This is a genomic window from Pseudomonas sp. MS01C9, assembly GCF_058202755.1.
In genome coordinates this window covers 1,394,366-1,420,413 of sequence record NZ_CM177073.1, presented here as the reverse complement: position 1 = coordinate 1,420,413, position 26,048 = coordinate 1,394,366, and the positions used below count along the sequence as shown (strand labels likewise).

The 26,048-nt window shown below is 62.4% G+C and carries 29 protein-coding genes and 2 pseudogenes; 15 read left to right on the top strand and 16 right to left on the bottom strand.

Features of this window, described 5'->3' with window-relative positions; translation table 11 throughout:
* Positions 1–14: 14 nt before the first annotated feature.
* The 4 genes from prmC (at position 15) to AC1M7R_RS06520 (ending at position 3,013) form a co-directional block, all read left to right on the top strand.
* On the top strand, positions 15–845 hold the full coding sequence (prmC, locus tag AC1M7R_RS06535) for a peptide chain release factor N(5)-glutamine methyltransferase (protein ID WP_072396824.1): 831 nt from the start codon (positions 15–17) through the stop codon (positions 843–845).
* The gene (locus tag AC1M7R_RS06530; RefSeq protein WP_072397207.1) at positions 839–1,594 is read left to right on the top strand and encodes a molybdopterin-synthase adenylyltransferase MoeB; all 756 of its coding nucleotides are present in this window, start codon (positions 839–841) and stop codon (positions 1,592–1,594) included. The genes prmC and AC1M7R_RS06530 overlap by 7 nt, the downstream gene beginning before the upstream one ends.
* The gene (gene murI / locus AC1M7R_RS06525) at positions 1,587–2,378 is read left to right on the top strand and encodes a glutamate racemase (RefSeq protein ID WP_072396826.1); all 792 of its coding nucleotides are present in this window, start codon (positions 1,587–1,589) and stop codon (positions 2,376–2,378) included. The genes AC1M7R_RS06530 and murI overlap by 8 nt, the downstream gene beginning before the upstream one ends.
* Before the next feature lie 116 nt (positions 2,379–2,494).
* The gene (locus tag AC1M7R_RS06520; protein ID WP_072396828.1) at positions 2,495–3,013 is read left to right on the top strand and encodes an acyloxyacyl hydrolase; all 519 of its coding nucleotides are present in this window, start codon (positions 2,495–2,497) and stop codon (positions 3,011–3,013) included.
* A gap of 184 nt (positions 3,014–3,197) precedes the next feature.
* On the opposite strand, the gene AC1M7R_RS06515 is transcribed toward AC1M7R_RS06520, so the two are convergent.
* From AC1M7R_RS06515 to AC1M7R_RS06485, 7 genes and pseudogenes are all read right to left on the bottom strand, one after another.
* Positions 3,198–3,464, bottom strand: coding sequence for a YkgJ family cysteine cluster protein (locus AC1M7R_RS06515; protein ID WP_371128612.1), 267 nt, complete (start codon positions 3,462–3,464; stop codon positions 3,198–3,200).
* A pseudogene (locus AC1M7R_RS06510) lies at positions 3,415–3,525 on the bottom strand (hypothetical protein); the annotation flags it as partial. The pseudogene AC1M7R_RS06510 and the gene AC1M7R_RS06515, both read right to left, overlap by 50 nt.
* Positions 3,526–3,531: 6 nt before the next feature.
* Entirely contained in the window at positions 3,532–4,302 is a 771-nt protein-coding gene (locus AC1M7R_RS06505; RefSeq protein ID WP_490610310.1) for an SDR family NAD(P)-dependent oxidoreductase, read from the bottom strand.
* Positions 4,303–4,420: 118 nt separating this feature from the next.
* Positions 4,421–5,881, bottom strand: a complete 1,461-nt coding sequence (phrB, locus tag AC1M7R_RS06500; protein WP_072396834.1) for a deoxyribodipyrimidine photo-lyase — start codon at positions 5,879–5,881, stop codon at positions 4,421–4,423.
* A gap of 11 nt (positions 5,882–5,892) precedes the next feature.
* Positions 5,893–6,831, bottom strand: a complete 939-nt coding sequence (locus AC1M7R_RS06495; protein ID WP_072396836.1) for a MerR family transcriptional regulator — start codon at positions 6,829–6,831, stop codon at positions 5,893–5,895.
* Complete coding sequence (locus tag AC1M7R_RS06490) at positions 6,831–7,793, bottom strand: YbgA family protein (protein ID WP_072396838.1); 963 nt, start codon at positions 7,791–7,793, stop codon at positions 6,831–6,833. The genes AC1M7R_RS06495 and AC1M7R_RS06490 overlap by 1 nt, the downstream gene beginning before the upstream one ends.
* A 183-nt stretch (positions 7,794–7,976) precedes the next feature.
* Positions 7,977–8,963: an NAD(P)/FAD-dependent oxidoreductase gene (locus tag AC1M7R_RS06485; RefSeq protein WP_072431555.1), complete on the bottom strand. Its 987-nt coding sequence runs from the start codon at positions 8,961–8,963 to the stop codon at positions 7,977–7,979.
* A gap of 197 nt (positions 8,964–9,160) precedes the next feature.
* Between AC1M7R_RS06485 and AC1M7R_RS06480 the strand changes: the two genes are divergently transcribed.
* Together AC1M7R_RS06480 and hemH are read left to right on the top strand one after the other, a co-directional pair.
* Entirely contained in the window at positions 9,161–10,066 is a 906-nt protein-coding gene (locus AC1M7R_RS06480) for a TIGR01777 family oxidoreductase (RefSeq protein WP_072396842.1), read from the top strand.
* Positions 10,067–10,074: 8 nt separating this feature from the next.
* Positions 10,075–11,100 carry a ferrochelatase gene (gene hemH, locus AC1M7R_RS06475; protein ID WP_072396844.1) on the top strand — a complete coding sequence of 342 codons (1,026 nt, stop codon included), beginning with the start codon at positions 10,075–10,077 and terminating at the stop codon, positions 11,098–11,100.
* 144 nt (positions 11,101–11,244) lie between these two features.
* Here the strand turns inward: hemH and AC1M7R_RS06470 are convergent, their stop codons facing one another.
* Both AC1M7R_RS06470 and upp read right to left on the bottom strand, forming a co-directional pair.
* Entirely contained in the window at positions 11,245–12,519 is a 1,275-nt protein-coding gene (locus AC1M7R_RS06470) for a uracil-xanthine permease family protein (RefSeq protein WP_072396846.1), read from the bottom strand.
* Positions 12,520–12,521: 2 nt separating this feature from the next.
* Complete coding sequence (upp, locus tag AC1M7R_RS06465) at positions 12,522–13,160, bottom strand: uracil phosphoribosyltransferase (RefSeq protein WP_072396848.1); 639 nt, start codon at positions 13,158–13,160, stop codon at positions 12,522–12,524.
* Positions 13,161–13,335: 175 nt separating this feature from the next.
* On the opposite strand from upp, the gene AC1M7R_RS06460 reads away from it, so the two are divergent.
* Together AC1M7R_RS06460 and AC1M7R_RS06455 are read left to right on the top strand one after the other, a co-directional pair.
* Entirely contained in the window at positions 13,336–13,893 is a 558-nt protein-coding gene (locus AC1M7R_RS06460) for a hypoxanthine-guanine phosphoribosyltransferase (RefSeq protein WP_072396850.1), read from the top strand.
* Between the two features lie 3 nt (positions 13,894–13,896).
* Positions 13,897–14,370: a WbuC family cupin fold metalloprotein gene (locus AC1M7R_RS06455; RefSeq protein WP_072396852.1), complete on the top strand. Its 474-nt coding sequence runs from the start codon at positions 13,897–13,899 to the stop codon at positions 14,368–14,370.
* A 10-nt stretch (positions 14,371–14,380) separates the two neighbouring features.
* On the opposite strand, the gene dauA is transcribed toward AC1M7R_RS06455, so the two are convergent.
* Positions 14,381–16,105, bottom strand: a complete 1,725-nt coding sequence (dauA, locus tag AC1M7R_RS06450) for a C4-dicarboxylic acid transporter DauA (RefSeq protein WP_072396854.1) — start codon at positions 16,103–16,105, stop codon at positions 14,381–14,383.
* Positions 16,106–16,291: 186 nt separating this feature from the next.
* On the opposite strand from dauA, the gene AC1M7R_RS06445 reads away from it, so the two are divergent.
* Positions 16,292–16,777 (top strand): hypothetical protein, encoded by a 486-nt coding sequence (locus tag AC1M7R_RS06445; protein WP_072396856.1) that lies wholly within the window; start codon positions 16,292–16,294, stop codon positions 16,775–16,777.
* Positions 16,778–16,838: 61 nt separating this feature from the next.
* Positions 16,839–17,126 carry a PA4642 family protein gene (locus AC1M7R_RS06440; RefSeq protein ID WP_072396858.1) on the top strand — a complete coding sequence of 96 codons (288 nt, stop codon included), beginning with the start codon at positions 16,839–16,841 and terminating at the stop codon, positions 17,124–17,126.
* Between the two features lie 107 nt (positions 17,127–17,233).
* Here AC1M7R_RS06440 and mqo read toward each other — a convergent pair whose 3' ends face one another.
* Both mqo and AC1M7R_RS06430 read right to left on the bottom strand, forming a co-directional pair.
* Positions 17,234–18,742, bottom strand: coding sequence for a malate dehydrogenase (quinone) (gene mqo / locus AC1M7R_RS06435; protein WP_072396860.1), 1,509 nt, complete (start codon positions 18,740–18,742; stop codon positions 17,234–17,236).
* Between the two features lie 737 nt (positions 18,743–19,479).
* Positions 19,480–19,713, bottom strand: coding sequence for a hypothetical protein (locus tag AC1M7R_RS06430; RefSeq protein WP_072396871.1), 234 nt, complete (start codon positions 19,711–19,713; stop codon positions 19,480–19,482).
* 198 nt (positions 19,714–19,911) lie between these two features.
* On the opposite strand from AC1M7R_RS06430, the gene AC1M7R_RS06425 reads away from it, so the two are divergent.
* Positions 19,912–20,496, top strand: a complete 585-nt coding sequence (locus tag AC1M7R_RS06425) for a YajG family lipoprotein (protein ID WP_072431558.1) — start codon at positions 19,912–19,914, stop codon at positions 20,494–20,496.
* Positions 20,497–20,611: 115 nt separating this feature from the next.
* On the opposite strand, the gene AC1M7R_RS06420 is transcribed toward AC1M7R_RS06425, so the two are convergent.
* Positions 20,612–20,818 (bottom strand): hypothetical protein, encoded by a 207-nt coding sequence (locus AC1M7R_RS06420; protein WP_003185312.1) that lies wholly within the window; start codon positions 20,816–20,818, stop codon positions 20,612–20,614.
* 349 nt (positions 20,819–21,167) lie between these two features.
* On the opposite strand from AC1M7R_RS06420, the gene AC1M7R_RS06415 reads away from it, so the two are divergent.
* A complete protein-coding gene (locus AC1M7R_RS06415) occupies positions 21,168–21,452 on the top strand; it encodes a hypothetical protein (protein WP_072396875.1) in 285 nt (94 codons plus the stop codon).
* Positions 21,453–21,654: 202 nt separating this feature from the next.
* On the opposite strand, the gene AC1M7R_RS06410 is transcribed toward AC1M7R_RS06415, so the two are convergent.
* Positions 21,655–22,821 (bottom strand): 1-acyl-sn-glycerol-3-phosphate acyltransferase, encoded by a 1,167-nt coding sequence (locus AC1M7R_RS06410; RefSeq protein WP_072431559.1) that lies wholly within the window; start codon positions 22,819–22,821, stop codon positions 21,655–21,657.
* 140 nt (positions 22,822–22,961) lie between these two features.
* Between AC1M7R_RS06410 and AC1M7R_RS06405 the strand changes: the two genes are divergently transcribed.
* Genes AC1M7R_RS06405 through AC1M7R_RS06395 form a run of 3 tightly spaced genes read left to right on the top strand, consistent with a single transcriptional unit; the run spans position 22,962 to position 24,075 of the window.
* On the top strand, positions 22,962–23,144 hold the full coding sequence (locus AC1M7R_RS06405; RefSeq protein ID WP_053146513.1) for a CPXCG motif-containing cysteine-rich protein: 183 nt from the start codon (positions 22,962–22,964) through the stop codon (positions 23,142–23,144).
* An 11-nt stretch (positions 23,145–23,155) separates the two neighbouring features.
* Complete coding sequence (locus AC1M7R_RS06400) at positions 23,156–23,416, top strand: putative signal transducing protein (RefSeq protein ID WP_072396879.1); 261 nt, start codon at positions 23,156–23,158, stop codon at positions 23,414–23,416.
* A gap of 35 nt (positions 23,417–23,451) precedes the next feature.
* On the top strand, positions 23,452–24,075 hold the full coding sequence (locus AC1M7R_RS06395; protein ID WP_072396881.1) for an SOS response-associated peptidase: 624 nt from the start codon (positions 23,452–23,454) through the stop codon (positions 24,073–24,075).
* 57 nt (positions 24,076–24,132) lie between these two features.
* Here AC1M7R_RS06395 and AC1M7R_RS06390 read toward each other — a convergent pair whose 3' ends face one another.
* Positions 24,133–24,837, bottom strand: coding sequence for a methyl-accepting chemotaxis protein (locus tag AC1M7R_RS06390; RefSeq protein WP_490610478.1), 705 nt, complete (start codon positions 24,835–24,837; stop codon positions 24,133–24,135).
* A 201-nt stretch (positions 24,838–25,038) separates the two neighbouring features.
* A pseudogene (locus tag AC1M7R_RS06385) lies at positions 25,039–25,095 on the bottom strand (hypothetical protein); the annotation flags it as partial.
* Positions 25,096–26,048 lie beyond the last annotated feature (953 nt).

Below are 26,048 nucleotides of genomic sequence, written 5' to 3'. Positions count from 1 at the left end.
CAGAGGTAGACCCCATGACCATCATCGCCAGCGTATTACGCGCCGCCGAGTTGCCGGATTCGCCCACGCCGCGGTTGGATGCCGAATTGCTGCTGGCGGCGGCCCTGGGCAAGTCCCGCAGTTTCCTGCACACCTGGCCCGAGCGGATCGTGCCGAGCGAGGCCGCGCTGCTGTTTTCCGAATACCTGCGGCGGCGTCGTTCCGGCGAGCCGGTGGCCTACATCCTGGGACAACAGGGCTTCTGGAAGCTCGACCTGGAAGTCGCCCCTCATACGCTGATTCCGCGACCGGACACCGAGCTGCTGGTGGAAACCGCGCTGGCCTTGTTGCCGGCGACCCCGGCCAGGGTACTGGACCTGGGCACCGGCAGCGGCGCGATTGCCCTGGCCTTGGCCAGCGAACGTGCGGCCTGGACGGTGACCGCCGTCGACCGGGTGCTGGAAGCCGTGGCCCTGGCCGAGCGCAATCGTCAGCGCCTGGACCTGGGTAACGTCACGGTGCTCAGCAGTCATTGGTTCAGCGCCCTGGCCGGCCGGCGTTTCGATCTGATCATCAGCAACCCGCCTTACATTGCTGCCACCGATCCGCACCTGGTCGAAGGCGACGTGCGTTTCGAGCCGGCCAGCGCGCTGGTGGCCGGCGCGGATGGTCTCGATGACCTGCGTACCATCATTGCCCAGGCACCGGCTCATCTCGCTCCTGGCGGATGGCTGATGCTCGAACATGGATACGATCAGGCCGCCGCGGTGCGTGACCTGCTGCAGACCCAGGGATTTGCCGAAGTCCACAGTCGCAAGGACCTGGGGGGCCATGAGCGCATCAGCCTGGGGTGCATGCCGTGCTGAGCGATCAGGAGCTGTTGCGCTATAGCCGGCAGATTCTGTTGCAGCACGTCGACATCGACGGGCAGGTGCGTCTCAAGCAGAGCCGTGCACTGATCGTCGGTCTTGGCGGCCTCGGCGCCCCGGTGGCCTTGTACCTGGCCGCCGCCGGCGTCGGCGAGCTGCACCTGGCGGATTTTGACACGGTGGACCTGACCAACCTGCAACGCCAGATCATCCACGATACCGACAGCGTCGGGCTGGGCAAGGTCGATTCGGCGATGCGTCGCCTGACGGCGATCAATCCCGAGGTCCGCCTTGTGCCTCACAACACGGCCATGGACGAAGACAGTCTGGCCGCCGTGGTCGCGACCGTGGATGTCGTGCTGGACTGCTCCGACAATTTCTCCACTCGCGAAGCGGTGAACGCGGCATGTGTCAGGGCGGGCAAACCGCTTGTCAGCGGTGCGGCGATTCGCCTGGAGGGACAGCTATCGGTGTTCGATCCACGTCGCCCCGAAAGCCCTTGCTACCACTGTCTCTACGGTCATGGCAGCGAAGCCGAGCTGACCTGCAGCGAGGCCGGCGTGGTCGGGCCGCTGGTGGGGCTGGTGGGTAGCCTGCAAGCCCTGGAGGCGTTGAAGCTGCTGGTCGGGTTCGGCGAACCCCTGGTGGGACGCCTGCTGTTGATCGATGCGCTGGGCTCACGCTTCCGTGAGTTGCGGGTCAAGCGCGATCCGGGTTGCAGCGTGTGTGGTAGCCAACATGCGTGACGCGCCGGTCGGGGTATTCGATTCGGGTGTCGGTGGCCTGTCGGTGCTGGGGGAGATCCGTCGGTTGCTGCCCAACGAGTCGCTGCTCTACGTAGCCGACTGCGGGCATATTCCCTATGGCGAGAAAACCCCGGCCTTCATTGCACAACGCTGCGCGATCATCGCTGACTTTCTGAAGCGCCAGGGCGCCAAGGCGCTGGTGGTGGCTTGCAACACCGCGACCGTCGCCGGCGTGGCCGACCTGCGTCGCGATTATCCGGACTGGCCCATCGTTGGCATGGAGCCGGCGGTCAAGCCGGCCGCGGCTGCGACCCGCAGCGGCATCGTCGGTGTACTCGCCACCACCGGTACCTTGCAGAGTGCAAAGTTCGCCGCGTTGCTCGATCGTTTCGCCACCGATGTACGCGTGGTCACTCAACCGTGTCCCGGCCTGGTGGAACTGATCGAGGCAGGGGACCTGCACAGCCCGGCCTTGCGCCAACTGCTGCAACATTATGTCGACCCCTTGCTGGCGGCCGGCTGCGATACGTTGATCCTGGGTTGCACCCATTACCCTTTTCTCAAGCCATTGCTTGAGCAGATGGTCCCCGGGCACATCAGCCTGATCGATACCGGCGCCGCGGTGGCGCGGCAGCTTCAGCGGCTGTTGGCCGAGCGAGCATTGCTGGCCGAGGGGCCTGCCAGCGAAACCCTGTTCTGGACTAGCGCCGATCCGATACATTTAAGAAAAATCCTACCTGTACTATGGAAATCGCCCGGCGTTGTGCGAAGCTTCGACCTGTGAAGAAATCGTGAAAATTGTGTAAAAATCGCTGAACTTCTGTTTCAACGCGGATTTCTATAGCTCTGTCTGTTTGTAAGAAAAAACTAACTAAGTCTGTTCGGAAAAGGATGTTTCTAATGAAGCGCTTATTCTGCATTGCCGCACTTGCGGCTGCGTTGTTGGGGCACACTTACACTGCGCAAGCGGCAGGTGTGGAGTTTGGAATCGGCCAGACCAGCGATTCGACCATGACCTATCGCCTGGGCATGCAGTTCGACTGGGACAAAAGCTGGTTGCAAAGTGACGTGGGGCGTCTGACCGGCTACTGGAGTGGTGCCTACACCTACTGGGAAGGCGATGAGACTTCCAGTAACCACAGCCTGTCGTTCTCGCCGGTCTTCGTGTATGAATTTTCCGGTCAGAACGTGAAGCCTTATATCGAGGCCGGCATCGGCGTTGCGCTGTTTGCCAACACCGAGCTGGAAGATAACAAGCTTGGTAGTGCGTTCCAGTTCGAAGACCGCATCGGCTTTGGCCTGCGCTTCAATGGCGGGCATGAGGTGGGCATTCGCGCCACCCATTACTCCAACGCCGGTATCTCGTCGAACAACGACGGCGTGGAAAGCTACGCGCTGCACTACACCATGCCTCTGTAACGCTCGCTCAGGCTCTGTCTGAGATGTACCTGCACCCGGCCGTGCTGCATTGAAACGGGCCTTGGTACAGGTACATTCCAGACAGAGCCTGGTGAGAGCGGGCTTTCTCGCGAGGGCGGGGTATCGGTCACATCAATGCTGGCTGATCCGATGACCTCGCGGGCGAACCGTTTCTGACGACGGCCTAACGATATGCCGTCGCGATGCCCAGGCGTTCCTCGACGCATTCCGGCGCGCCCATCTCGAACTCCCTGCAGATCAACGGACGTTTCTCGTAGATCGTGCATTTCATGCTGTCGCGATCCAGTGCCGCGCACCAGCCGTCATCCAGCCGCAACATGGCTTCCCCACCCCAATCATCCATGGCAATGAAACGTGGCGGGACGCCGGTGTCGGTGATCAGCAGCACTTCCAGTCGACAGCAGCATGCCGCGCAGGTCGAGCACGTCACGGCCGGCGCAGTGAGTTCTACGAGAGGGATGGTTTTCATGGCCGGCAGTGTAAGGCAACCACGGCCTTCAAGGGCGACCCTTGATCGGTGACCACACACTGGCCTGGCAAGGGTCGGCGTCGGTTTGTCCGGCCTGGGCCGATGCGGGCAACGGCCAGAGCGCCGCCAGCGCCGCGATAGGGAGTTTCAACTCGGCAGGCCTTTCGGCTAGGTGGGCCAGGATGTAAGCGGCCGCTTCGTCCGTCGAGTCGGCAGTGGGTAATGAGCCGTCGTCCAGGCACAGCGACTGATCGTCGAAGCCGGGGTGGACCAATGTCACGGCGATGCCGTCGGGGGCGAGCCTGGCGCGGGTCGTTTCGAACAGCGACCGCAACGTGCTGCCGCTGGCCTCGGTGAGTGACGGCGACAGGTAAGTCGCCGGGCTGGCGATCCCCACCAGATGGGGGAGGGTGCCGGCTTGCAACAGCGGCAAGGCCGTTTCGATGCAAAAACTGGCCATCAGCAGGTTGCTGCGTATCAGGTGTTCGATGAAAGCCTGGGGAGCGGGCTGGCCGTCGGCGTGTTCAGTGCTTCCGGCATTCAGGATGACGGTGTCCAGGGAGCCCCACTGCTGGGTGATCCGCTCGCCGATCTCGCGCACTGTCTGGCTGTCGGTCAGGTCACCAGGCACCAACAGAATCTGGTTCGGATAACGTTCGGAAAGGATTTGGCAGGGTTTACCCGAGCGTGAACTGATCGCCAGGTGCGCTCCACTTTCAAGCAGCTTAACGGCGAGCGAAGCGGCGACGCCATCACTGGCCCCCGTCAACCAATATCGCCGTGGCGGTTTCACACCCATTCCGTGCTCCTTTCGATCGGGTCGCGCCGCGTCTGATACAAGGTTTTCGCGGTGAAACCCATGTATTTAGTAAGACTATATCCTGCGTGGCGAAAACTGCATCCGCCAGGCAGGAATTTCATGTTCGATGATCGCCCTGTGGTTCCGCTGCCGCGTCCTGTCGCGTTGGCAGGTTCCTGAACGCCGCCAGCGCACGCGCTCGGGATCGGCCAAGGTCGACGATCGGAGCGGGGTAGTCCACATTGTCGAACAATCCACAGTAGGCCTTGGGGTTATGGACCTGTTGCCTGTCCAGATCGTTCAGTTCGGGTAACCAACGTTTGATGAAGGCCCCTTCGCGGTCGAATTTCTCCGATTGGCTCAGTGGATTGAAAATCCGGAACCAGGGCGCCGCGTCCGTGCCGGTGGAGGCGCTCCACTGCCAGCCGCCGTTATTGGCGGCCAGGTCGCCGTCGATCAAGTGCTGCATGAAGAAGCGCTCGCCTTCACGCCAGTCGATCAGCAGATTCTTGGTGAGGAACATCGCCACGACCATGCGCAGGCGGTTATGCATCCACCCTGTCTCCAGCAGTTGGCGCATGGCTGCATCGATGATCGGCAGCCCCGTGCGGGCCTCTTTCCAGGCAGCCAGCTCCTGCGGGGCATCGCGCCAGGCCAATGCTTCGGTTTCCGGGCGGAACGCGCGGTTCCGGGACACCCGGGGATAGCCCACCAGAATGTGTTTATAGAACTCTCGCCAAAGCAATTCATTGATCCAGGTCACAGCACCGACATTGCCGCTTTCGAACTCACCCTGGTTGGCTTGTAGCGCGGCGTGCAGGCATTGGCGTGGGGAGACCACACCGGCCACCAGGTAGGCCGAAAGCTGGCTGGTGCCGGGCCGGGCCGGGAAATCCCGGTCGCGCTGGTAGTCGTCGAGGTGCTGGTCGATGAATGCATCGAGACGCCGCCGGGCTTCGTTTTCGCCCGCGGGCCAAAGGGTGCGTAGCGCTTCGCCGGGAGGGTGAAAGCCCTCGGCACGGGTCGGTACCGGATCGCTGTCGATACCGGTTGGCGCTTGCCGGGCCGGAGTGGCGGCCAGGCTCGGCAGCGAGAGGTGCAAACGGCTGTAGCAGAGTTTGCGAAACTGGCTGAACACCTGGAAATAATTGCCGGTCCGGGTAAGTACACTACCGGGCTTGAACAGCAGCTGGTCGAGGTGGCTGTGAAATTCGATGCCCTGGGCTTTCAAGGTCCGGGCCACGTCGGCATCTCGCCGGGTTTCGTTCAGCCCATACTCTTCATTGACGTGCACCGCATCGATCTTCAGCTCGCGGCATAACCCGAGCAGCACCTGTGGCGCCTGGTCCCAACGCGCCGCAGCACGTACCAGCAACGGGATGTTCAGCTCACCCAGGTCCGCGCTCAATGAGGTGAGGTTGCGCAGCCAGAAATCGATCTTGCAGGGGGCGTCGTCGTGGCTGCGCCACTGTTCCGGACTTGGTAGATAGACTGCCACACACGGGCCTCGAGCCGTGGCGGCCGCCAGGGCGGTGTTGTCGTGCAGGCGCAGGTCGCTGCGCAGCCAGATCAGTTGCATAGGGTTTCCATTCAAAGAAGTGCCTGGCGGCGCAGTTCACGATGGGCCGATAACGGGTCTTCGGCCCAGCTGACGTTCGGCATCGCAGCTCCAGTGGATAAGCTGGCGTGGTGGATCGATGCGGCACTGCCGGCGATGATCACCGGGCAGTCGATCCCGTTCAGCAGCCTGGGCAGTTGCGACGGGTTCAAGGCGTGGCTGGAATACAGCAATACACCGCGAGCCGCGAGGCGCTCAACGGCCAAGGCCAGTTCGCCGGCAGGGATCGGTTCGTCGAATACCTCCACGGGACAATCGGTGCTGCTGGCCAGCCAGGCGGTGAGCCACAGCTGAGGGTCCAGGGGCAGGTCGGATTGATTGACCAGCAGCAACGGTGCGCCGCGCAACTGGCGGTTGTTGTGGTAGATCCGGCTGCCGAATTTGCTGCGCAGCCAGGAATGCAGGAACACACGCTCCAGTTGCGCGCCGAACTGCCCTTGCCAGCGGCGGTGCAGATCGGCCAGCAGGGGCAGCAGCAATTGCTCGCAGACGGTCCATGGCGGGTAGAGCGCCATGGCCTGGTTCACCAGGTCGTCGACCTGGCGCTCGGCCAGTTGGGTCACGGCCAGCACCAGCCCATGACGCTGGCGCTGCCAGTCGTTCTCCGGCGTTTCGGGCGGTGGTTGTGGCGTGTCGAGCAGGGGCTTGATCTTGCTCACGGCCACGCCTCGATTGATCCAGGTGACGATGGTCTGGATCCGTTCCACATGCTCGGCGCTGAACAATCGGTGGCCCTTGGGGGTGCGGTACGGCACGATCAGGCCATAGCGACGTTCCCAGGCGCGCAGGGTAATGGCGTTGACGCCGGTCTGTCGCGCCACTTCGCGTATCGGCAGCCAACCTTGGGCCAGGGCCTCGGCAAAGTCGGCTCCCAGGTCCTCGCGTGCGCTCGAATCAGGTTCACGGGCCATCAGATGGCGTTACGCAGGCTGAGGTTTTCCGGGTGCGGCTGCAAGTAGGCCTGCTGCGACAGGTACGGGTCGGGATGCAGGCGCAAGTGATGCTTGAGCAACGTCAGGGGCACCACCAGCGGTACGATGCCCTGGCGATACTGGGTAATGAGGTGTTGCACTTCCTGCTTGTCTTCGGCCCCGATGGCACGCTTGAGATAACCGCTCAGGTGCTGCAGCACATTGGTGTGGGTCCGGCGGGTGGCGCATTTTTTCAGGGCAGCCATCAGCGCGCTGAAGTAGCGCGGCCCCAGCTCGTTGGGATCGGCCTTGCCCATGCTGCCCAAAAGGTTGCCCAGGGCCTTGTATTGCACCGGGTTGTGGGCCATCAGCAGGTACTTGTAGCGCGAGTGGAATTCGATCAGGTCCCGCCGGGTCAGGTTCTTGTGGCGCAGGGGTTGCCATGCCGCGTAGGCGAATACCCGGGTCAGGAAGTTCTCCCGCAGCACCGGGTCGTTGAGGCGACCGTCTTCCTCCACCGGCAGGTCCGGATGGCGATCACAGAACGCCTGGGCGTAGATGCCCCGTCCGCCATCCTTTTGCGGGGCGCCGTCATGGCTGTAGACCTTGACCCGTTCCAGCCCGCAGGACGGTGACTTCTGCATGAAGATGTAGCCGCAGATGTCGTCCAGCTCAGCAGCCATTTGCCTGCCGTACTCGGCCAGTGGGCGCGTCACGTCCAGGTTAGGCTTCACCGTGCCGACCGCGTCGGGGTTCGCGGGATCGCCCACCAGCCGGATCGGTTCTCGCGGAATGCCCAGGCCAATGGCGACTTCCGGGCATACGGGCACGAACTCGAAATACTCCGTAAGGACACGACTGCACAGATGCGATTGTTTATGCCCGCCATTGAAACGGACTTCCTCGCCCATCAGGCAGGCACTGATGGCGATTTTCGGCTTGGCAGCGGCTTCGTTGGGCATGGGCGACCTCTGATTCATTTTCTTGTACAGAAAACTGTTCTTGTACAATTATTTCATCATAGGTTCGCTGCGACACAAGTCAACCACTTGTGTGGATTTGCAGCAGGCGGCGGCGTCGAACAGGTTGTCGCAGATGGGCTGCTGTCTGCCTCGACAGCAGCGGGTAGCGCAGGGTGACGCGAGTTATTGCAGGCTGGCGTGCAAGCGACGCGCGGCTTCCTGGCCGCTGAGCCACGCTCCTTCGACCCGGCCCGACAGGCACCAGTCGCCGCAGACATACAGCCCCAGGTCGGCATCGGCCAGGGCGCCCCATTCGTGGCTGCCGGCGGGACGCGCGTAGAGCCAGCGATGGGCCATGCTGAAGCTGGGGGCGGGCATTGCGCTGTGCAGCAACTCGGCGAAGGCACCGTGCAGGTGTTCGATCACGGCTTCCTTGGACAGGTCGATGTGCTGCCGGCTCCACTCGCTGGTGGCATGCAGAACCCAGGTATCGAGCTTGCTGTCGCGTCCCGGCTTGCTGCGGTTGCGGGCCAGCCAGTCCAGAGGGCTGTCCTGGACGAAGCAGCCTTCCATGGGCGTATCCAGCGGCTGTTCGAATGCCAGGGCCACGGCCCAGGTCGGGTCCATCTTGACCCCGGCTGCGACCCCGGCCAGTTTCGGTGCGGTGGCGAGCAGGGCAGTGGCCTGGGGCGCGGGGGTGGCAATCACGACCTGGCCGAACGGGCCATGGGTGAAGCCTTCCGCATCCTGCAGGTGCCAGTGTTCCTGGCCGCGGAACACTTCGGTGATCCGGCAGGAGAACTGCACCTGCAATTTGCCCAGCAAGGCCCGGGTGATGGCGCTCATGCGCGGGGTGCCGACCCAGCGGGTCTGTTCGTCCGGCGAAGGGGATAGCTGCCCGCCCTGGAAGTGATAGAGCTGCGGGTTCCATTCCGCGGCCCAGCCGTTGGCTTGCCAACGCTGCACTTCGGTGACGAAGCGACGATCGCGCGCAGTGAAATATTGCGCGCCCATGTCCAGCGCACCGGCGTCGCTGCGTTTGCTGGACATGCGCCCGCCGCTGCCGTGGCTTTTATCGAAGAGTTGAACGATGTGCCCGGCCTCCGTCAGGGCCTGGGCGGCTGAGAGTCCGGCGATGCCGGTGCCGATGATTGCGATAGGTACAGTCATGAGGGCCTCGTTTAGCTTTCTGTACAGACTACGCCGTCGTTCAAAGCTGTACAATTCGGGTTTTTGGTATAAGTTTTACCGTTCGCGTTTGGACAGGTTGTCCTATTGTTAAAACACAGACCCTGTCTGATACGAAAAATCCCTGCTTATAAAAATAGACTAATGGGCCGGGTAAAACGCTCTGCGAGGATCACCTCATGCACATATTGCTGACCGGCGGTACTGGATTGATCGGGCGTCGGCTCTGCCGTCACTGGCTGGAGCAGGGACATCGTTTGACAGTATGGAGTCGTCGGCCTGAACAGGTGGCGAATATCTGCGGAGCACAGGTGCGAGGGATTGCCAGGCTCGAAGAGATCGAAGAGCCGGTGGATGCGGTGGTGAACCTCGCCGGGGCACCGATTGCCGACCGGCCCTGGAGCCACAAGCGCAAGATGCTGTTGTGGAGCAGTCGCGTCACCCTCACGGAGGTCTTGCTGGCCTGGCTGGAACGTTGCGAGCGCAAGCCCCGAGTGTTGGTTTCCGGTTCCGCGGTGGGTTGGTACGGAGACGGCGGTGAGCGGGAACTGACCGAGCAATCCGGTCCCGTGAGCGAGGACTTCGCCAGCCAGTTGTGCATTGCCTGGGAAGAAACCGCACAGCGGGCCGAGGCCATGGGGCTGCGCGTCGTACTGGTGCGCACCGGCCTGGTCCTGGCCACCGAGGGCGGCTTTTTGTCGCGGCTGCTATTGCCCTTCAAACTGGGGCTGGGCGGGCGTATCGGCAATGGTCGGCAGTGGATGCCATGGATTCATATCGACGATCAAATCGCTCTGATTGATTTTCTTCTGCATCGCGATGACGCCAGCGGTCCTTATAATGCGTGCGCGCCAAACCCGGTACGCAACCGCGATTTCACCAAGGCCCTGGGGCGGGTGCTGAATCGGCCAACGGTGGTGCCGATGCCGGAGCTGGTGCTGAAAGTCGCATTGGGAGAATTGTCATTGCTGTTGCTGGGCGGCCAGCGCGCCACGCCGGTCCGATTGCAGGCGGCGGGTTTCACTTTCCGGTTCACTGACTTGCCCGCGGCCCTGGACGACGTTGTCCGGCCGCTTCTGAAATAGGACGTTGCATGACCGATCACGCGTTGCTTCTGGTGAATCTGGGTTCGCCTGCCTCCACCTCGGTGGCCGATGTGCGCCGTTACCTCAACCAGTTCCTGATGGACCCCTACGTTATCGACTTGCCCTGGCCGGTACGGCGGCTGCTGGTGTCGCTGATCCTGATCAAGCGCCCCGAGCAATCGGCCCACGCCTATGCCTCGATCTGGTGGGATGAAGGCTCACCGCTGGTGGTGCTCAGTCGTCGGCTGCAACAGGCCATGACCGCGCAGTGGACCCAAGGGCCGGTGGAGCTGGCGATGCGTTACGGCGAGCCGTCCATTGAGTCGGCGCTGGTGCGCCTGGCCAGCCAGGGGCATAGGAAGATCACCTTGGCGCCGTTGTACCCGCAGTTCGCTGACAGCACGGTCACCACGGTGGTCGAGGAAGCGAAGCGGGTGGTGCGGGAAAAGAAGCTCGATGTGCAGTTCTCGATTCTCCAGCCGTTCTACGACCAGCCGGAATATCTGGATGCACTGGTTGCCAGCGCCAAGCCTTATCTGGAACAGGACTACGATCACTTGTTGCTCAGTTTCCATGGCTTGCCAGAGCGGCACCTGACCAAGCTCGACCCCACGGGTTTCCACTGTTTCAAGGATGCCGACTGCTGCCGGAACGCCTCGCCGCAGGTCATGGCGACCTGTTACCGCGCCCAGTGCATACGCACTGCCGAATTGTTCGCCAAGCGCATGGGACTGGCGCAGGGTCGATGGTCGGTGTCGTTCCAGTCGCGGCTGGGCCGCGCCAAGTGGATCGAACCCTACACCGAAGCGCGGCTGGATGAACTGGCCAAAAGTGGTGTGAAGAAAGTGTTGGTGATGTGTCCGGCATTCGTGGCCGACTGCATCGAAACCCTGGAGGAAATCGGCGATCGTGGCCGTGAGCAGTTCCGCGAGGCGGGCGGGGAGGAGCTGGTGCTGGTGCCTTGCCTCAATGATGAGCCGCAGTGGGCACAGGCGTTGAGCACTCTCTGTGAACGGGCTCCCATAGCTTTGTGACGTTCAAGGGCCTCATCGCGAGCAAGCTCGCTCCCACATGGGATCTGCGGGGGTACACAAAGTTTGTGACCACTCGAGATCCATTGTGGGAGCGAGCTTGCTCTCGATGACTATCAGGCCGACAACGAAGTCTTCATGCCTGAGTCAGATCAGCGGCTCATCCGCCTTCTTGTGCTTCCAGCTGTCATTGCCCGGCAGGATCAGGTTCAGGGCGATTGCCACTACCGCGCACAATGCGATGCCCTTGAGGCCGAAATCGTCCGGGCCAGTGCCTGTGCCGACCAGCACGCCGCCAATGCCGAACACCAGGGTCACGGAGACGATCACCAGGTTGCGCGCCTCGCCCAGATCGATCTTGTGGCGGATCAGCGTGTTCATGCCCACCGCCGCGATCGAACCGAACAACAGGCACAGGATACCGCCCATGACCGGCACCGGGATGCTCTGCAGCAGCGCGCCGAACTTGCCGATGAATGCCAGGGCGATGGCGAAGATCGCCGCCCAGGTCATGATCTTCGGGTTGTAGTTCTTGGTCAGCATCACCGCGCCGGTGACTTCGGCATAGGTGGTGTTGGGCGGACCGCCGAACAGGCCGGCCGCGGTGGTGGCAATGCCGTCGCCGAACAGCGTGCGATGCAGGCCGGGTTTTTTCAGGTAGTCGCGGCCGGTCACGCTGCCCACGGCAATCACGCCGCCGATATGCTCGATGGCCGGTGCCAGCGCTACCGGCACGATGAACAGGATCGCTTGCCAGTTGAACGCCGGCGCAGTGAAGTTCGGCAGTGCGAACCATGGCGCGGCGGCGATCTTCGCGGTGTCCACCACGTCGAAGAAGAACGACATGGCGAAACCCACCAGCACGCCGGAAATGATCGGCACCAGGCGGAAAATGCCTTTGCCGAATACGGCGACCACCAGGGTGGTGAGCAGGGCCGGCATGGAAATCAGCATCGCGGTCTGGTAGTGGATCAGCTCGGTGCCGTCACCGGCCTTGCCCATGGCCATGTTCGCGGCAATCGGCGCCATCGCCAGGCCGATGGAGATGATCACCGGACCGATCACCACCGGCGGCAACAGCCGGTCGATGAACCCGGTGCCCTTGATCTTCACCGCCAGCCCCAGGAAGGTGTAGACGAAGCCGGCCGCCATCACGCCGCCCATGGTCTCGGCCAGGCCGAACTGGCCCTTGGCGAGAATGATCGGAGTGATGAACGCGAAACTCGATGCCAGGAACACCGGCACCTGGCGCCCGGTCACCACCTGGAACAGGATGGTGCCCAGGCCGGCGGTAAACAGTGCCACGTTGGGGTCCAGCCCGGTGATCAGCGGCATCAGCACCAGCGCGCCAAAGGCGACGAACAGCATCTGCGCACCGGACAGCACCTGGCGCCAGAGCGGATCGTTGAATTCATCCTGCATGCTCAAGCGTCCTTCTGCTTGGTGCCGAAGATCTTGTCGCCGGCATCGCCCAGGCCCGGGATGATGTAGCCATGCTCGTTGAGCTTCTGATCGATGGAGGCGGTGTAGATGGTTACGTCGGGATGGGCGTCTTCCACCGCCTTGATGCCTTCGGGCGCGGCAACCAGCACCATGGCGCGGATATCCCGGCAACCGGCTTTTTTCAGCAGCTCGATGGTGGCGACCATGGAACTGCCGGTGGCGAGCATCGGGTCGATGATCATCGCCAGGCGCTCGTCGATTTCCGGCACCAGTTTTTCCAGGTAGGTGTGGGCTTGCAGGGTCTGCTCGTTACGGGCCACGCCCACGGCGCTGACCTTGGCGCCCGGGATCAGGCTAAGCACACCCTCGAGCATGCCGATACCGGCGCGCAGGATCGGCACCACGGTGATTTTCTTGCCGGCGATTTTCTCTACCTGGACCGCACCGGCCCAGCCATCGATCTGGTAGGACTCCAGCGGCAGGTCCTTGGTGGCTTCATAGGTGAGCAGCGCACCGACTTCCTGTGCGAGCTCGCGGAAGTTCTTCGTGCTGATGTCGGCACGACGCATCAGGCCGAGTTTATGTCTGATCAGCGGATGGCGGATCTCGAGGATGGGCATGGGAAGGCTCCGGCGGCGGGCAAAAAAACCGGGCTAGATTAATCTATCCGGGGATGTTGTCCTATAGACAATACAGAACGTTAGTCCACAAACGCTTGATCTGGCCGGGCGGGATGCGTACCTTTGCCCGCTTTTCCGAACCCGTCCCTCCCTTCAACCTCCCCTGGAGAGCGCCATGTCCGCTGATCTCGAGCATATCCGTCAAATCATGCGAGAGGCTGACTGCCTGTACACCGAAGCCGAAGTCGAAGCGGCCATCGCCCGTGTCGGTGCGCAAATCAATGAACAACTGGCCGAGTCCAACCCGGTGGTGTTCTGCGTCATGAACGGCGGGCTGATTTTCTCCGGCAAGCTGCTGACCTACCTGAACTTCCCGCTGGAGGCGTCCTACCTGCACGCCACCCGTTATCGCAATGAAACCAGCGGCGGCGACCTGTTCTGGAAAGCCAAGCCGGAAGTGTCGTTCATCGATCGCGATGTCTTGATCATCGACGACATTCTCGACGAAGGGCACACCCTGGGCGCCATCATCGACTTCTGCAGGCACGCCGGTGCCCGTGCCGTGCACACTGCCGTGCTGATCGACAAGGACCACGACCGCAAGGCTCGTCCCGACCTGAAGGCTGATTTCGTGGGCCTGCCATGCGTCGACCGCTATATCTTCGGCTATGGCATGGACTACAAGGGTTACTGGCGCAACGCCAACGGTATTTTCGCTGTGAAAGGAATGTAATCGATGACCCGGCCAGGCTTTCTGGATCAGGCGTTGTTCGATGAACTGGCCGAGAAAGCCACGGCCAGTCCTCGCGGACGCCAGCACCATAATTTCCATCGCATGGAAGAGCCCTGCCACCGCATGGCCGTGGGCCTGCAGCCTTCGACCTACATCCCGCCGCATCGGCACCTGAGCGCTGACAAGGCCGAGACGCTCCTGGTACTCAGGGGTCGTCTCGGTGTGTTGATCTTCGACGAGGCCGGGGGAGTGGTGGACAAGCGCGTCCTGCAGGCCGGAGGCGATTGCCTTGGCGTCGACCTGCCGGCCGGTGTGTATCACGGCCTGGTGGTGCTGGAACCCGACAGCCTGATGTTCGAATGCAAGGCAGGCCCTTACCGGCCCGTGGGCGAAGGCGAACTGGCCCATTGGGCACCCCGTGAAGGCGAGCCCGGCGTTGTCGAGTACCAGGCCTGGATGCGCGCCCAGTTCGACTGATAGACCCAGGTCAGGCGTGGTTGGCTTGCAACCACTGCTCGCTCTTGACCCGCGCCTGCTCCAGGGTTTGCACATACGCCAGTTGGCGCCGTTCGCGATGAACGCCGGCACGGCGTAGCTTCAGGCGCACCCTGGGGGTGGTTGCCACCAGGATCAGGCCGATGTTCTGCTTGCGATAATCCTTCAGGATATTTTCAAACGCCGCCAGGGCGGTCATGTCCAGCATCGGCACCGCGGCCATGTCCACCACGACGACCCGCACATCCGGATCGAATCTGCGCAGCACGTCCAGGGCCTTTTCTGCCGCGCCGAAGAACAGCGGGCCACGAATTTCATAGCAGCGCACATGCTCGGGCATATCCAGCAAGGCTTGGTGGGCGTGACGCGGCAGCTCGGCGCTGTCGGTCAGTTCGCTCATGCGCTTGATGAACAGCCCGGCCGCCAGCAGCAGGCCGACGGCGACCGCCAGTACCATGTCGAACAGCACCGTCAGGCTCAGGCAGGTGAGCAGCACCAGCACATCACTGCGTGGGGCGATGCGCAGGGTGTGCAGTACATGTCCGGCCTCGCTCATGTTCCAGGCGACCATCACCAGCAACGCAGCCATGGCAGCCATGGGCAGGTAGCTGAACAGCGGTGCCAGCAGCAACATCGCCAGCAGCACCACGAGGCTGTGGATGATCGCGGCCAGCGGAGAGGACGCGCCGCTGCGCACGTTGGTGGCGCTACGGGCAATCGCCGCCGTGGCGGTGATGCCACCGAACAGCGGCGCAACCAGGTTGCCCAGGCCCTGGCCCATCAGTTCGGCGTTGGGGTCGTGCTTGCTGCCGGTCATGCCATCGGCCACCACGGCGCACAGCAGCGATTCGATGGCGCCGAGCATGGCAATGGCGAACGCCGGCGCCATCAATTGGCGGATCAGGTCATAGGAGAGGCCCAGTGGCTGGCCATCGCCGGCTGGCAGGTTCCACGGCCAGTCGAAGGTTGGCAGCAAGGGCGGGATGCCGGGATGGCTGATGCCATCGACCATATAGCTGAAGCGTTCGCCCAGTGTCGCGATGGGCCAGCCACCGAGCTCCAGCAGCACCCCCAGCAGCGCCCCGACGAGCAGTGCGACCAGATGCCCCGGAACGCGCGGGACCCAGCGTGGCCAGACGATCAGCACCGCCAGGCAGGTGATGCCGACAATGCCATCGCCCAGTCGTGCGCTGGGCAACGCCACGATCAGGGCGCCCAGCTGTTCGATGTAGTGCTGGGCCTGGCCGATGGTGGTCAGGCCCAGCAGGTCCTTCAATTGCAAGGTGGCAATGACCACGCCGATACCGGCGGTAAAGCCCAGGATGACCGGATAGGGAATGTACTGGATCAGCCGCCCGGCCCGCATCAGTCCCAGGGCGATCAGGATCAGGCCGGCCAGCATCGTGCACAGCAGCAGGCCACCCAGGCCGTATTGCTGGGTGATGGGAAGCAGGATCACCACGAATGCCGCTGTTGGCCCGCTCACGTTGAAGCGCGAGCCGCCGGTCAGGGCAATCAGCGGTGCCGCTACCAGTACGGTGTACAAGCCATGCTGCGGTGGCACGCCGACGGCGATTGCCAACGCCATGGCCAGGGGGATGGCGATGATGCCGACCGTCAGCCCGGCCACCAGGTCGCCACGCAGGCGCTCGAGGGTATAACCGGTGCGCCAGGCCTGGCGCCAGGCAGCGAACAAGGGCGGGGCGGAGAAAGACATAGGCACTCCACTAACTGAACGGGACGCATCTGGACCTGCCGGACACCAGTCCCTGGCCACGATGAAACCAAGGCTGATGGCCATCTGAGTATGCCGCGCCGGAGCCCCGGATGTATTGACCCGGCTCGCTTATTTTTATCGTTCCTGCTCATGCTAGAGTGCCGGGCCAAGACCTCGGAGCCTGACATGAGAGTATCGATCCGCCGCTGCGCCGTTCCGCTGTTGATATCCAGCCTGCCCCTGGCGGTGGTCGCCGCGCCGATGCACAGCCAGTTCCTGCCGCCTGACGACCTGGTGGTGCGCCAGGAACAGCCCGAACAACAGCAACTGCTGCAGGTCACCGAGTACTCGGTGGTGCTGGGCAACCAGCGGCAATCCAACCAGCAACCGATACCGGTGACCTCGCCACTGCTGGTTCGCCTCAAGGGCAAGCCCCTGAACAAGGGCGCCACCATCAGCCAGGTGATCCTCAATTTCGATGGCGAAAGCAAAAGCCTGAAGAAACCGCTCTTCGACGAAGCGAGCAAGACCCTGACCCTGTCTTATCCACAGGCCCAGTATCGGGTGGTCATCGATCTGTTGCGCAACGACACGGTCTACGTGCAGTTTCTGACCTACGCCAATGGTCATATCTGGGCCGACCTGCACACCGGTACCGAACGCTCGCGTTGAGCCCTGGGGCCCGCCGGGGGTAAACTGCCCGCCCCGTGAACTGTGCGAGCTGGAGCCGGCAATGCGTAAAGACAAGAAACAGGTGATTGGTGACGAGATTGGCGACGAACAGATCAAACTGTTCCTCAACTTCGAACCGGCCGATGCCACCTCGCCGTCGCTGCACAAACTGATCAAGGGCTATCGCGGTCTGCGGGTCGACGATTTCGAGCGCTTCCTGACCTTCTTCGTCGAAGCCGGCTATGACCTCGATGGCAAGGACGAACATGGCAACGATTTCGTCGCGTTGATCAAGGACCAGCGCAACGCCGAGGAATACATCGAGTTGTTCAACAAGGCGCGCGGTTGACTGGCCGAGGGGCTGCCTGGCGGACCAGCGGGCGCCATCCCAAGCTTCTCCCATAAAAAAACGCCCCGTATTCATGGAGTACGGGGCGTTTTTTTCATGCGGACCAATCAAGCGTAGCTTGGGGTCTCGCTGTTTTCTTCAACCAGTTCCAGTGCGACGTTGTTCTGCGCATTGACCTTGCGATACAGCGCCGCGTCGGTCTCCAGCACTTTTTCCCGGGCCGGGAAGATTTCCGCGAGCTTGGCGGCCCATTCGCCCTTGGCCTTCTCGGGGAAGCAGCGCTCGATCAGTTCCAGCATGATCGAAACGGTCACCGAAGCACCCGGCGATGCGCCCAGCAGGGCGGCGATGGTGCCGTCCTTGGCCGCCACCAGTTCGGTGCCGAATTGCAGGACGCCACCTTTCTTCGGGTCTTTCTTGATGATCTGCACTCGCTGGCCGGCCACTTCCAGGCGCCAGTCCTCGGCTTTCGCCTCGGGATAGAAACGACGCAGGGCTTCCAGGCGCTGCTCCATGGACTGCATCACTTCGCTGATCAGGTACTTGGTCAGGTCCATGTTGTCACGTGCCACGGCCAGCATCGGCCCGATGTTGCCGGCGCGCACCGACAGTGGCAGGTCCATGATCGAACCGTGCTTGAGGAACTTGGTGGTGAAGCCGGCGTACGGCCCGAACAGCAGGGATTTCTTGCCGTCGACCACGCGGGTGTCCAGGTGCGGTACCGACATGGGAGGCGAGCCCACGGCGGCCTGGCTGTAGACCTTGGCCTGGTGGTGCTTGACCACGTCCGGGTTGTCGCAACGCAGCCACTGGCCGCTGACCGGGAAGCCGCCGAAGCCCTTGCTTTCCTCGATGCCCGAGGCTTGCAGCAACGGCAGCGCCGCGCCGCCGGCGCCCAGGAAGACGAACCTGGCATCGACTTCGCGGGTGCTGCCGGAATTGACGTCCTTGATGCTGACCGTCCAGCCGGCGCCATTGCGCTTGAGGCCGGTCACCCGCTTGCAGTACTTGACCTGGGCGTCCGGGGCACTGGTCAGGTGCTGGAGCAACTGATTGGTCAGGGCGCCGAAGTTGACGTCGGTGCCGTTCATGACCCGGGTGGCGGCGATGACTTCGTCGTCCGGCCGGCCGGGCATCATCAACGGCATCCACTCGGCCATCTTGGCCTTGTCCTCGGTGTATTCCATGTCGGCGAAGGCGTGATGCTGCTTCAACAGTTCGAAGCGCTTCTTCAGGAACGCCACGCCTTTCTCGCCCTGCACGAAGCTCAGGTGCGGCACCGGTGCGATGAAGGACCTGGACGAGCCGAACGTGCCCTTGCGGGTCAGGTAGGTCCAGAACTGCTTCGACACCTCGAACTGGGCGTTGATATGCACGGCTTTCTTGATGTCGATACTGCCATCGGCCGCCTGGGGGGTGTAGTTCAGCTCACACAGCCCGGCGTGGCCGGTACCGGCGTTGTTCCAGGGGTTGGAACTCTCCGCGGCACCGGAATCCATCAGCTCGACGACTTCCAGCGAAATCGCGGGGTCGAGCTCCTTGAGCAGCACGGCCAGGGTGGCACTCATGATGCCGGCCCCTACCAGAACTACATCGACTGCTTCGTTATGCGCCATTTAACGCGTCTCCAAAATCTGCAGCACCAAATTGTCGGCATAGCGGCCAGGAGTGGCGGGGCAAGGTCAGTTGCGCCCCAGGTACCCATGGCCAGGATCGCCATGTCCGAATCTTCGCAATTCATTCGCAACACTGCGGATGCATGCAGCCTGGCCTCAAGAGTCATATGAACTCATTTAAGCGCCGGGCAGGCAATTCGACTTATGGCCGAGACATCCACTCGTGCAACCAAATCCGTAGCGGACAGGCTTCAGGCGCCAGTTCTTGAGCGATATCCGGTCCTGTGTCGTTGGGCTATTCCAGACGCTGATGGTGCTTGTTCAGACGCAAAACTCTTCATTTGCTCGCCACACTCTCGTGAAGTTGTGAAAACCCGTTTTTTCACGCTCTTTTGAAGACGTGAACCTCAAAAAAGGGCTGTCCCAGCCTGGCACCGTGCCCGGATCGGTTGCCCCCATGGAGTACATGACAGGCAAAACGGGCAGACAGCTCAGTGACCGAGCGTAATGACAGCTCTGCAGATTCGCGAAAAGTGGTGATTGGCCCGGAAACAGCAGGCGCGCCAGCTTCACTCGATCTGTGTGGGCGGCTCTCTGTGGGCGATGCTGGATGCCGATGACCATGCATCAGCGGTGTTGCGAGGCCCGATCAGGAGACGTCCTTATAATCGGGGGGAGATTGTAACGAAGAAACGCAGGGAAATGGTCGTGTTTAATGACTTTTATTAGCCATCTGGTCAGATGGCCAACAATTGACGGTTGCGAGCGCGGGCACGAAGCGGTTGTACGCGGGCGCTGGCGGGCAAGGGCTGGTTCAGCCAGCTGAGCCGGATCTCTTCGATTTCCACCCAACCTTCGCCCATGGGTTGCAGGCTGCATTGCTTGAACGCCTGGCAGCGACCGTCGCGGTCCAGCAGGGCGAAACTGCGGTGATGGGGGCGAGGGGTAAACAGGGAGATAAGGAGGCGCATGATCGTTACCGTGTCGGGATGCTTGGGAACAGCCTGGCATTGGGTCATGACATGCCGGTGTAAGGACCGTGACAATGGAGTGACAGGAACCGAGATAGCCGGTTCATGTCAGATATTTCAGCATTCATCGGCTGGTTCGCCGCGGTGGCGCACCGCTATACTGCGGGCTTGTCAGTGCCCGATTCTGGAGAGAAGAGCATGTTGCAACGCCTGTTGTTCGGTTTGATCGCTGTGACCAGTCTGACCCTCGTCGGCTGCGCCCACAGCCCGCAACAACTTAACCCTGAACCCAGGCTCAACGCCCAGCTGGCGCCAGTCGGACGTGGCCAGCCAGTAGTCGTGCGTGTGGTGGACGGTCGTCCCTCGCCAACCCTCGGTACCCGTGGCGGACTGTACCCGGAAACCAGCGTGATCACCGTGCAGGGTGCGCAGATCCTGCCCAAGCTGCAGGCCCAGGCCGAAGCCGCTGTACGTTTGCTGGGCTTCACCCCGACCGCGAACGCGATGAATGCACCGCAACTGACCGTGACCCTGGCCGAGCTCAAGTATCAGTCGCCCAAGGAAGGCATGTACGTGACGGAAGCCACCATCGGCGCGACGTTCCGCTCCGATGTGCAGAACGCCAACCGTCGCTACAGCGGTCGGTATGGCGCTTCGCTGGACCAGCGTTTTGGCATGGCGCCCAACCAGGACACCAACACCAAGCTGGTCAGCGACGTGTTGAGCGATGCCCTGACCCGGCTGTTCAAGGATCCGACCATTGGCCAGGTGCTGGCTGAGTAAGCATTAAGTCCTGTAATCCTTGTGGGAGCGAGCTGGCTCGCGATAGGGGTGGATCGGCCAACATCGAGAGGGCTGACACTCGTCTATCGCGAGCCAGCTCGCTCCCACAGTTTTTTCAGGCGGCCTGGGAATAGAATTCCAGCACGCTGATCCCGGTCAGCAGGTCTGTCTCAGGCAAGTCGGCATGCTGGTGGCCGCCCAGGGCGCAGTACACCAGCCAATGGCGGTCCTGCACATTGAAGGACAGGCTGTCGACGAGGTTCTGTTGTTCGTCGCTCGGGCTGATGAGGTAGAGGCGATCCTGGTTTTCGGCGTGCAGCATGACGGGTTCCGTGCAGGTTGGGAGGGCGACAGAGTGGCCTATCCAGATGACGAAACCGTGACGCGAAGAATTACGATGGATCACGGCCTTTCTGCCGTGGCGAAGGGATCTATTCCCGCTCGAGTGCGTGGCACTCGCAGGCGCTTGGGCCCGGCAGGAAGCCCGGGGCTGCTTCGCAGCCGGCGGGGATCAATCCCTCTGCCACAAAGTCGCTACGCCAGCATCCGAAGCACCGAACAGATCGTTACTGGTCGGAAAAAATGCGGCAGTGCGCCGGCCTTTCGGTAGAATCCGCGCCCTGTTCGCTGTCGCGGGCCGCGTCCTGTCCGTTTTTTCCTTGAGGTTTGTGATGTCGCTGCATCTGTTTTCGCTGTTCGCCGCCCACCCTGCCAAACTGATCAACCTGCTGGCCTTGTTGTTTGCCTGCCCTGGAGGTTGGTTGCTGCACGCCACGCGTCGTCGCGAGCTGCGGGCGCGGGCCAGCCTGCAAGCGCGCAGTGGCAACGGCGAGGAGCGCTTCGAAGCACTGCTGGACCTGGCCACCCAGCGCATGAACCGATTCTTCTATCGGTTCGGTTTTGCCTGCCTGGCGCTGGCGTTGCTGGTGTCGTGGATCAGTACGCAGGTTCACTGAAAAACGCGAAATGGCGGCTTGCACCGCCGGTCACGGATGTTTTTGTGGCGAGGAGATTGATCCCCGCTGGGCTGCAAAGCAGCCCTTCGAACCCAATAGATCAGCCTTGATCTACAGCCATTTTGCGGTGGCTGCGCAACCGAGCGTGCGACGTTTCGCCAAACCCCTCGCCAGATATCCTTGTATCGGCAGCTAGGCGGCGTTACAACGGCAACCCCGCCTTGACCCGATACTGATTACGCACCGGCGTCGCGTATTGCAATACCAGGAACGGCCGGTGTTCTGCCGGGCAAGCGTCCAGCCGGCGTTGCCATTCCTCCTCGGCCTTGGCCAGCTCTTCGGCACCGAACATCTGCGCCGCCCTGGGAACCTGCAATTGCGGGTCCGCGTCGGCCCATTGGGCGTAGGCCAGGTAGTGCACCGGGAACAGGCGATAACCGCCGAGAATCTGCCGGTCCATTTCCTGGGCCAGTTGCTTGGTGTCCTCGAACAGCTCGGTGATCGGCGCGGCGAAGTTCACATGGACCCGGCCCTTGTAGCCGGTGATGCCCTTGGCGATGCTCACGTCATCCTCGCCCGGTGCCTTGGTGTAGCTGCCGGTGGTGGCGCGGATATACAGCTCGCGGGCCTTGGCCTGGTCGCACGGGTCGTATTCATAGCTGATCGACACCGGCGTGAGGTTCAGCGACTGGATCACCTCGCCGAACGGTTCGTCCTTGCGGCTCATGTGGAACATCTTGAGGATCGCCGACTCGGTACGGTCGTCGCCGTCCTTGGCCCGGCCTTCGGCCTGGGCGATCCAGATCGAAGCGCAGTCGTGGCGGATCGAGTGGTTGATGTACGCCGAGAGCAACTGATAGGCCGCCAGTTTCTCCTTCCGCCCGGTGAGGGAGCGGTGCACGATGAAACTCTTGTTCAGGCGCATCAGGTCGCTGACGAAGGGTTTCTGCAGCAAGTTGTCGCCGATGGCGATGCGCGGGGTCGGCAGGCCGGCGTGGTACACGGCGTAGTTGACGAAGGCCGGGTCCATCACGATATCGCGATGATTGGCGATGAACAGGTAGGCGCTGCCGGACTTGAACTGCTCCACCCCGGTATAGGTCACGCCGTCGGTGGCGCGCTCGATGGTGTGGTCGACGTAGAACTCCACTTTGTCCTGCAAGGTGGCGACCGACGTCACGTCGGCGAACTCACGGCGCAATCTTTGCGCTATAAGAGGTTTGAGCAGCCAGCCGAAGGCTCCGGCCAGGCGCGGAAAGCGGAAGTGGGTGAGGATATCTAGAAACGCCTTGTCACCGAGCAGCCGAGCCAGTACCGCTGGGACTTCGCTGTCGTTGTAAGGTCGGATGGCATCGAATTCGCCCATCATGCTCTCTTGTTGGAAACGGCTAGGGTAAGTTAAGGGTTCGATCAAAAAACCGACAGGGCACGGCCTGGAAGATAAGCCAGACGAAAATAGCCCTGCAAATAGACCGGCGATTATACGCACAAGTCACCTGGGAGACCGCGATGCTGGAAACCGAGCGCTACGAATGTCCTTATTGCGGTGAACCGGCTGAAGCGGTTCTGGACCTGTCCGGTGGCGACCAGACCTATATCGAGGACTGTCCGGTGTGTTGCCGCCCGATCTATTTCATCCTGCAAACCGATGGCCATGAATGGTTGCTCGAGGTTCACAGCGAGAACGAATGACGGGGGCGTCCATGCAGCGAATCTACGAACTGGAAAACCTGATGGAAGGCGAGCTGCTGCAAGGCATGCTCGCCAGTGAAGGCATCACGGCGCACCTGGTGGGCCGCGACCTCGTGGGCGGTGCCGGCGAGTTGCCGATGCAGGGGCTGCTGGGGCTGGCGGTGGAGGATGAACAGGCCCAGTACGCCCGCGAGCTGATCGCCGCGTACAATGTCGCGCTGCCGTTGCCCGGCGATGAACCGGACAGCTATCCCGGTACCCTGGTCTGTTAGGCTGACGGCCGTTCAATCGAGAGTCCTGTTGCCCCATGTGTGGACGTTATGCCCTGTTTCGCTGGAATCCCGCTTTCGCGGCCCTGCCTGGCTTTCCCGCCGACCAGAAGGCCCAATGGAATATTTCGCCCAACGATTCGGTGCTGATGCTGCGGGCCGGCGCCGAAGGCCAGCGCGAACTGGCCCGGGCTCGCTGGGGGCTGACCCCGGCGTGGCTGACGGACCTGTCGCGTACACCGGCCCATGCCCGGGCCGAAACCGTGGCCGAGCAACCGATGTTCCGCGAAGCCCTGCGCCTGCGTCGCTGCCTGTTGCCGGCCAACGGCTTCTACGAATGGCGTGGCGGCACGCGCAAGCGACCCTACTGGCTGACGCCGGGGGAGGGTTCGTCACTGTTTTTTGCCGCGATCTGGGAAGCCTATCCGGTGCAGGAGCAGGTGTGGTTGAGCACGGCGGTCATCACCCTGCCGGCGGCGGGCCAGCGCCGGCCGTTGATCCTGGATGAAGAAGGGCAGCGGCTGTGGCTCGATCCCCAGACGCCGTTGCATGCCTTGCAAGGGTTGCTGGCGAGCGAGCCGGCGCCATTGCGCGAGCGGGTGCTGGCCAACCTGGTCAACGATCCGAAACTCAACGGGCCGGAGTGCCTGACTCCGGCGTGAGTGTCGCGGTGCCCATGCGGGCCTCATCGCGAGCCTGCTTGCGATGAGGCCCCGGGGTCAGACCCTGAACTGATTGATCAAGCGCCGCTGCTGCTCTGCCAGTTTGGTCAGGCCGGCACTGGCCGCGCTGGACTCGTCCGCGCCGCCCGCCACTTCGTTCGCCACTTGCCCGATGTTGATGACGTTGCGGTTGATGTCATCGGCCACGGCACTCTGTTCCTCGGCTGCGCTGGCGATCTGGGTGTTCATGTCATTGATCACCGACACGGCCTGGGTGATGGTTTCCAGGGCCAGGGCGGCCTTTGCGGCATGCTGGACACTTTCATCGGTACGGTGCTGGCTGTCTTCCATCACCCGCACCACATCCCGGGTGCCCTGTTGCAGTTGCTGGATCATCGACTGGATTTCTTCCGTGGCTTGCTGGGTCTTCTGCGCCAGGTTGCGCACTTCATCGGCCACCACCGCAAAACCACGACCCTGTTCACCGGCCCGGGCGGCTTCGATGGCTGCGTTGAGGGCCAGCAGGTTGGTCTGCTCGGCGATCCCGCGGATGGCAGTGAGAATCGCGTTGATGTTCTCGCTGTCCTTGGCCAGGTTTTGCACGACGCCTACCGCCCTGCCGATTTCCTGGGCCAGGGCGCCGATGGACGTGGAGGTGTCCTGCACGATCCGCATGCCCTGGCTGGCGGCCTGATCGGCATGACTGGCAGCCTGGGCCGCCTGGGTCGCGTTGCGCGCCACATCCTGGGCAGTGGCGGTCATTTCGTGCACGGCGGTGGCGACCTGATCGATCTCCGCCATCTGCTTGTGCACGCCCTGGTTGGTGCGTATGGCGATATCGGCGGTGTGCTCCGACGAGTCGCTGACGCTCTGCACGGATATCACCACCTGGCTGATCATCCCCTGCAATTTGCTCAGGAACGTGTTGAACCCCTTGGCGATAGCCCCCAGCTCATCGGCGCGGTCGCTGACCAGGCGCCGAGTCAGGTCGCCTTCACCCTGGGCGATGTCATCGAGCATGGCCACCATCTGCTTGAGTGGCCGGGCGATGCCATGGCCCACCAGCCAGATCACCAGCAGGCCAATACCGGCGATCACCAGGCCCACCACGGTCATGCCGAGGATGTCGGACTGGCGCTGATCGTCCAGGTCATTCTGCAAGGCTTGCAGATCGGCCATTACCGCGTTCAGCGGCAGTTGCAGCATCAGCGTCCAGCGGGCGTTGGTTTCGCCGATGCCGAATGGCATGTACACCTCGATATGCCCGTGTGCTTGATCGATGTCGTAGCGCACTTCGCCGATGCTGAGGCGGGTCAGGTTATCCAGTTCGTTGGCGTCCAGCAGGTCACTGCCTTTTTCCCCCAGTTTGCTCGGGTCCTTGGTAAAGGCCACCAGGCGGTTGTTGGTGGACAGCAAGGCCATTTCCCCGGCTCCGTCGTACAGCTTGGCGTCGGCGGCCACGAGCATGTCCTGGATGAAGTTCACCGACAGGTCCGCCCCGGCGATGCCCTGGAATGCGCCGTTGATCATGATCGGTTCGATGAACGAGGCGAGCATGGTCATGGTGTCGCCGACGCGGTACGGCGCCGGGTCGATCACGCAGGCTTTCTTGCTGTCCTGGGAGCACAGGTAATATTCGCTGGCGCGAATGCCGGTGGAGAGCATTTTCTGGTCGGCCACGTCGGCAAGTTTTTCCAGGCCCAGGGTGCCGTCCTGGTTGCGGAACCACCAGGGCAGGAAGCGCCCGTTGGTTTCCATGCCCAGGACCTGGCTGTTCACGTAACTGGCGTCGTCGTGGTCGATGGCGTTGGGCTCCCAGGCGATGTAGGCGCCAAGGACTTTCGGGTTGCGCACCACGGTTTCACGCAGCAGGTTGATCAACTGCTCGCGTGGCACTTTCAATTGCGGGCTGCCATCCGTGCCGGCCATGCCCATGAGGGCGTTGGTTGTGGCCAGGCCCTTGGCGAGGGACA

Coding starts and splice junctions, on each gene's coding strand:
- prmC (WP_072396824.1), top strand. CDS start 15: ATGACCATCATCGCCAGCGTATTACGCGCCGCCGAGTTGCCGGATTCG.
- murI (WP_072396826.1), top strand. CDS start 1,587: ATGCGTGACGCGCCGGTCGGGGTATTCGATTCGGGTGTCGGTGGCCTG.
- AC1M7R_RS06520 (WP_072396828.1), top strand. CDS start 2,495: ATGAAGCGCTTATTCTGCATTGCCGCACTTGCGGCTGCGTTGTTGGGG.
- AC1M7R_RS06505 (WP_490610310.1), bottom strand. CDS start 4,302: ATGGGTGTGAAACCGCCACGGCGATATTGGTTGACGGGGGCCAGTGAT.
- phrB (WP_072396834.1), bottom strand. CDS start 5,881: ATGCAACTGATCTGGCTGCGCAGCGACCTGCGCCTGCACGACAACACC.
- AC1M7R_RS06495 (WP_072396836.1), bottom strand. CDS start 6,831: ATGGCCCGTGAACCTGATTCGAGCGCACGCGAGGACCTGGGAGCCGAC.
- AC1M7R_RS06490 (WP_072396838.1), bottom strand. CDS start 7,793: ATGCCCAACGAAGCCGCTGCCAAGCCGAAAATCGCCATCAGTGCCTGC.
- AC1M7R_RS06485 (WP_072431555.1), bottom strand. CDS start 8,963: ATGACTGTACCTATCGCAATCATCGGCACCGGCATCGCCGGACTCTCA.
- AC1M7R_RS06480 (WP_072396842.1), top strand. CDS start 9,161: ATGCACATATTGCTGACCGGCGGTACTGGATTGATCGGGCGTCGGCTC.
- hemH (WP_072396844.1), top strand. CDS start 10,075: ATGACCGATCACGCGTTGCTTCTGGTGAATCTGGGTTCGCCTGCCTCC.
- AC1M7R_RS06470 (WP_072396846.1), bottom strand. CDS start 12,519: ATGCAGGATGAATTCAACGATCCGCTCTGGCGCCAGGTGCTGTCCGGT.
- upp (WP_072396848.1), bottom strand. CDS start 13,160: ATGCCCATCCTCGAGATCCGCCATCCGCTGATCAGACATAAACTCGGC.
- AC1M7R_RS06460 (WP_072396850.1), top strand. CDS start 13,336: ATGTCCGCTGATCTCGAGCATATCCGTCAAATCATGCGAGAGGCTGAC.
- AC1M7R_RS06455 (WP_072396852.1), top strand. CDS start 13,897: ATGACCCGGCCAGGCTTTCTGGATCAGGCGTTGTTCGATGAACTGGCC.
- dauA (WP_072396854.1), bottom strand. CDS start 16,105: ATGTCTTTCTCCGCCCCGCCCTTGTTCGCTGCCTGGCGCCAGGCCTGG.
- AC1M7R_RS06445 (WP_072396856.1), top strand. CDS start 16,292: ATGAGAGTATCGATCCGCCGCTGCGCCGTTCCGCTGTTGATATCCAGC.
- AC1M7R_RS06440 (WP_072396858.1), top strand. CDS start 16,839: ATGCGTAAAGACAAGAAACAGGTGATTGGTGACGAGATTGGCGACGAA.
- mqo (WP_072396860.1), bottom strand. CDS start 18,742: ATGGCGCATAACGAAGCAGTCGATGTAGTTCTGGTAGGGGCCGGCATC.
- AC1M7R_RS06430 (WP_072396871.1), bottom strand. CDS start 19,713: ATGCGCCTCCTTATCTCCCTGTTTACCCCTCGCCCCCATCACCGCAGT.
- AC1M7R_RS06425 (WP_072431558.1), top strand. CDS start 19,912: ATGTTGCAACGCCTGTTGTTCGGTTTGATCGCTGTGACCAGTCTGACC.
- AC1M7R_RS06420 (WP_003185312.1), bottom strand. CDS start 20,818: ATGCTGCACGCCGAAAACCAGGATCGCCTCTACCTCATCAGCCCGAGC.
- AC1M7R_RS06415 (WP_072396875.1), top strand. CDS start 21,168: ATGTCGCTGCATCTGTTTTCGCTGTTCGCCGCCCACCCTGCCAAACTG.
- AC1M7R_RS06410 (WP_072431559.1), bottom strand. CDS start 22,821: ATGATGGGCGAATTCGATGCCATCCGACCTTACAACGACAGCGAAGTC.
- AC1M7R_RS06405 (WP_053146513.1), top strand. CDS start 22,962: ATGCTGGAAACCGAGCGCTACGAATGTCCTTATTGCGGTGAACCGGCT.
- AC1M7R_RS06400 (WP_072396879.1), top strand. CDS start 23,156: ATGCAGCGAATCTACGAACTGGAAAACCTGATGGAAGGCGAGCTGCTG.
- AC1M7R_RS06395 (WP_072396881.1), top strand. CDS start 23,452: ATGTGTGGACGTTATGCCCTGTTTCGCTGGAATCCCGCTTTCGCGGCC.
- AC1M7R_RS06390 (WP_490610478.1), bottom strand. CDS start 24,837: ATGACCGCCACTGCCCAGGATGTGGCGCGCAACGCGACCCAGGCGGCC.